The sequence below is a fragment of the Coleofasciculus sp. genome (assembly GCF_046539235.1).
Classification (GTDB): Bacteria; Cyanobacteriota; Cyanobacteriia; order Cyanobacteriales; family Coleofasciculaceae; genus Coleofasciculus.
Genome location: NZ_JBKHHI010000430.1, coordinates 1 through 5,473, shown reverse-complemented (window position 1 = coordinate 5,473; position 5,473 = coordinate 1). Strand labels below are relative to the sequence as shown.

The 5,473-nt window shown below is 45.4% G+C and carries 1 protein-coding gene; it reads right to left on the bottom strand.

What is annotated here, in order from left to right; all coding sequences use genetic code 11:
• Window positions 1–238 precede the first annotated feature (238 nt).
• On the bottom strand, window positions 239–4,903 hold the full coding sequence (locus ACLFWI_RS25975) for a response regulator (RefSeq protein WP_446415322.1): 4,665 nt from the start codon (window positions 4,901–4,903) through the stop codon (window positions 239–241).
• Window positions 4,904–5,473: the final 570 nt, after the last annotated feature.

The following is a 5,473-nucleotide window of genomic DNA, read 5'->3' as shown; positions in this document are numbered from 1 at the left end:
CCCCTCTCCCCGGCGTGGGAGAGGGGCTGGGGGTGAGGGGTTGAGCTTAAGTTGACACGGATGCACGTCGGTGCGCCCCTACAATTCTAATCCACCAATTAAGGTGTGCCACGACACTACATACACAAGACTTCTTGCAGCAGCCCCTAGATAAATGTCACTGACTGGTATGCTGGTGGGTTTCGGCTTCGCTCAACCCACCCTACGTTTTTTTACCAAGGACATAAGACATAAGACATCATCGCATCCGATGCTGACAGCGTTTGAGGTAATATTGCGCCACCTTATCTCTTGGATGAATCTGCAAACATTTGCTAAACCGTTGAGCCGCGTCTGAGAGGCGATCGCGATAATATAACATTAGCCCTTCCTCGAATGCCGTTTTCGTTGCCATCTTTGCCTTTCGCATCTGGGGCGGATCAGCCTCAAAGACTTCATAGACAGTCACTTTTTTGGCTTTCCCTTTCACATTTACCTTATCCACGAGGCGCATCCCATAATCACCGGGATTCGACAACTTCAAGAATGTATGGTGCGAGATTAATAGCCGTACTTGATAAATTTTAGTTAATTCTTCCAGGCGGGCGGCTAAATTCACCGCATCACTAATCACCGTACTATCCATGCGGGAAAATCCGCCCACGGTTCCCAGCATTAATTCCCCGGTATTGATGCCTATACCAATCTCAATGGGTGCATAGTCATAATTAGCCCGATGTTCGTTATATAAAGCCAGCCGCTCAAACATGGCAATTCCCGCTTGCACAGCTTCATCCGCATTGCCACTAAACAGCGCCATAATTTCATCGCCAATATATTTATCAACAAAGCCATTATTCTCCCGAATCGCAGGTTCCATGCGACTTAAGAAAGCATTGATAAAATTAAAATTTTCCCGGGGATTCATCTGTTCCGACAGCGCCGTAAAGTTGCGAATATCGGCAAAGAGAACAGACATTTCCTGTTGAACGTGATCCCCCAGTTGCACATCTACAATACTTTTTTTATGTAAAAATTGCAGAAATTGACCCGGAACAAACCGTTCATAGGCTTGATTGAGTTGAAATAACTCACGAGTAAAAGCTTCCCGTTGTGCTTCCGCTTTTTTGCGATCGCGGATATCTTGAAAGGCAACCATCCCATAAGCCACCTTACCCTCTTCTTCATAGATGGGAGTTCCCCACACCTCAATCGGGATAATCTGATCCCCTCGGTGAATTTCCACATCATCAACCGTGGCACTTTTCCCCTGCAACGCCAGAAAAATAGGCATTTGCTGGGTGGGATAGAGTTGATCCGTTCCTGTGCGATAGGCTTGATACAACTCAGCTAATTCTTCAACGGTAACAGCATCCACAATACCTTTACCTAAAATCTGTTTAGCCGCTTCATTAGCATAGTAGGGTTTGCCCTGGGCATCGAGGATAAAAATCCCCACAGGTACAGCGTCTAAAAATTGCATCAATCTCCGCTCACTTTCCCGCACCGCTGCGTAAAGTTTGGCATTTTCTTTGGCAATTGTCGATAAACGCAAATGCGTTTTAATTCTGACCAAAAGTTTGTGTTTGGCAATCGGTTTCGTCAAATAATCATTCACGCCCACACTAAAACCTGCTACTAAGTCATTCACTTGCTCATTCGCCGTCAACAGCAACACAGGCAGTTCTGTCGGGGGATAGAATTCACGCAGTTTTTTACAAACATCATACCCAGTCATGCGCGGCATCATCGCATCAAGTAAAACCAGGTCGGGCTGAAAACTATTGTTAATGATGTCTAAAGCTTCCCTACCATTGGTGGCTTGGGCAACTTGATAATTTTCTAAAGATAAATAGTTGACGAGTATCTGACGATTCACTGTATCATCATCGACGATTAAAATTTTGAACGGGTTGATTAAGGGTTCGTCATCCTGGAGATTGGGGTGTTTTTTTATCGTTAAGGCGGGTTGAGCAAGTGTCAGCAAGAGGGGACAAGAATTACCTAAACTAGGAGGTTGACTTACAGAGGAATTGGCACTGTAAACTGTCTTAGGCATTGCCACAATTGACTCAATATGCTCTGGCTTAACGTCGGGAATTTGTCCGTCAAAAATTGGCAACGTAAACGTAAACTGAGAGCCGACGCCTAAGGTTGATTGCATTTCAATCGTTCCCCCATGTAACTCCACTAGCTTTTTCGTCAGGGCTAACCCTAACCCTGTACTACCATACTTACGCCCTAGGGAACTCTCCCCTGGTTCAAAGGATTCAAAAATGCTGTTTACTTGTGACTTGGGGATGCCAATTCCTGTGTCAGATACAGTAATGGCTAGCATTTGGAATGTTGACCCTTCACTGGGTGGGAGAACATGGTTTGTAGGGGCGGGTAATGGGACTTTGTTTTCGCTATTGATAGTAACGTTTGTACAAAACCCGCCCTGACTGGATGTTGACCCTTCACTTTGTTCTAGGACAGGGTTTTGATCCTCCACTTCGCTTATAGAGAACCAGTTTGGTAGAGGCGGGTTGAGAAAATTCGTACCCGCGGTTGACGATAAAGTTTGTTCCAAAACCACGCTGACTACTCCTTCGCTGCGCTCAAGGACATGGTTTTGAGTTAACTCATTCAACTCTCCCTTACCCCACTGCACTTGGGCACCTGTACCCTCTAACTTCTGCCTTGATATCACTAATTGAGCCGAAATTTTCACCGTTCCTTGATCCGTAAACTTAATCGCATTGTCCACTAAGTTTTGCAAAATCTGCTGCACCCGATTTTCATCAGCATAAGCGATAGGTAAATCCGGAGAAATGGCATTAATCAGTTGTAATTCTTTATCACCAATCAGCGGATAACTAAGTTGGAGAACCACTTCCGCTATTTCTCGCATACCCACAGGCTGTCGCTGGAGTTGAATGTCTTGGTGTCTAAGTTTGGCAAAATCGAGAATATCATTGACTAAGTTAGATAAACGTCGTCCCGTGGCGATAATTGTGCCTAAATTGATCCGGGTTTGTAAGGGTAACTCTCCGGTAGCACCATCGATTAAGGATTCAGCAATGCCGACAATGCCATGGAGAGGAGTACGGAGTTGGTGGGAGGTATTTGCTAGAAATTCATCTTTGAGCTTGTCTAGGCGCTGCCAAGCGGCATTTTGATGGTCTTTGAATTCCAGTTCTTGGGTAAAACGCATCCGTTCGGCTTCGGCTTTTTGGCGATCTGTGATATCGTTAAGAACGGCAATGGCACAAATAATTTCACCCTGTTCATTAAGGATAGGTTTGCTCCAGGTCTCAAGCGGAATAATCTGGTCGTCTTGGTGAATTTCAATATTATGTACAATAGATCGTTGTCCCTGTAAGGCTCGAACAATCGGTAATTCTTTGGTCGGATAAAATTGATCGGTTGCGGCGATATACCAGTGATGAACGGCACAAAAATTATCCGCGATCGCGTCTAGAATCAACGCCCCTCCCATAAACCGTTGTGCCTTATCGTTGGTATAATTAAATTGTCCCTGGGCATCAACCACCACGATACCAACGGGTACGGTTTCTAAGATTTGAGCTAACTGTTTCTCACTTCTCGCCAATGCCTCATTTAAGCGGTTCATCTGATGATTCTGGTCTTTGAGAGTGGCAAAGGATTGGTTTAATTGATCCGCCATTCGATTAAATGCGGCGCTAAGACTACCCAGTTCAGCGTTGCGATGAATCTCAATTTTTTGCTCCCATTCCCCATTAGCAATAGCATTGGCAGCTTGATTTAAGCGCTGGATGGGTTGAATAATCCAGTGGGCGGTACTCATACCAACTCCCGTGGCGATGATCAATGCAACCAGACAGAGTAGGATTGTCGATTGCGTATTATCATGAATGTGATCCAAGAAGTCAGCTTCAGGGAGAACCACGACAATTAACCAGTCTAATCCGTGGCTATCTTGTAAGGGCATGACTTGTAAAAATTGGCGCTGTCCTTGATACTTAAAATCCAGGTGCTGGGACTCTTGAATCGCCTTGAACTCGCTAAACTGTTGACTTAAATAGTTGGCGCTGGCTTGAATTAAGGGGTCACGACTTTGGCTAGCTTTTAACCGAGTAATTTGATTTTGGTTCTGTTGAAACGGGGGTTCCGGAGTGGATGTGGCGACTAATAATCCAGAACGTTCCATAATAAACAGGCGTCCTGATTTACCGATTTTTATCGTTTGCAGGAAATTGCTAATCGTGGAAAGACGTAGGGTTGTGTTTAAGACACCCTGAACCTGCTGGTGATTGCTGTCGTAAACGGGTTGAATGGCGCTGATTAGCAACGTGCGATCGCCTTCGCCAAAATGGGGGTAAATGTCACTCCAGGTGGGTTGACCCGCTTGCAAGGCGGCTTTATACCAGGGACGCAGTCGGGGGTCGTAGTTTGTGGTACTCTCGATTAGGGTGTTGCGATCGCCTTCACTGTGGGTGCTATAAGTATAGAAATCAAAATCTGTCGCGGGATTGGCTTGGATAATCACCAATTGATCCCGATTTCGCCGTCCAGCCGCAATCAGTCCTCGCTGTTCATTCGCCACACCAATATAACTCACAGAATCAAATCGTTGCACTTGTCGCCACAAATGTTGTTCCCAAGGTTGCAAGGTGTCTAGGGTCAAGCTTCCCAGATGAATCGCATCTTGATTGCTCTGATTAATCTGATGGGGAAGGGCTAAATATCGCTCCAACCGATCCTCAATATGAACCGTAATTTTATCTTGTAATTGAGTCGCCACCTCATTCACCGCCCGCTTTCCCTGGCGAAACGATAACCAGCCAATGACGCCTACCGTGGCAAAAATTTGCACCAGGAAAGGGACTACGAATACCGTTCGTAGAGGCACATTTGTTAAACCTTTGTCAATTAGGCGCTTGAGAGATCGCATTGACATGAGAGTCGCTTGGAGACCGCTAAAGTTAAGGAAATAAACCCTACAGATTTAAAGCAGAATTCAGTCCTTTTTTATGCTGTTCAACCCCAATTAGCGATGCACCCAATCTATTCAATCGATAAACGAGTTAAATAGGTTTAGGGGAAAACTTAAAAAAGATGTTTAAATGAGTATGGTTTGGCGAAAAGTCAGCACAGTATTCGCTCGATTTTCACGGTGAACGTTTCCCACCCAATCTCTTTCACCAGAAAGCATTACAGTTAAACCGTTTCGACTTTTGTCAAGAGACGTATTGCATCTGTACATGCCAGATAGCGGTACTAGACAGAACTGCCAAATTCAATCCTTTTGCCTCTCTAGCTCAAAGCCATTATTGTGTTATACTAGCGTATTACTTGTATTACAGCATTTTTATAATATGCTAATTCGCTCATAGCAGCAACTCTCTAACGGTAGAGTGTCGGCTCAACTCGATGAGAAGGGAAGCTAGGGGAGAGGGGGAAGCTGGGGGAGATGGGGGAGATGGGGGAGATGGGGGAGATGGGGGAGATGGGGGTGATGGTGTAGGGG

What these genes read in the sequence shown, in the direction of transcription:
- ACLFWI_RS25975 (WP_446415322.1), bottom strand. Translation starts at nt 4,903, where the DNA reads ATGTCAATGCGATCTCTCAAGCGCCTAATTGACAAAGGTTTAACAAAT.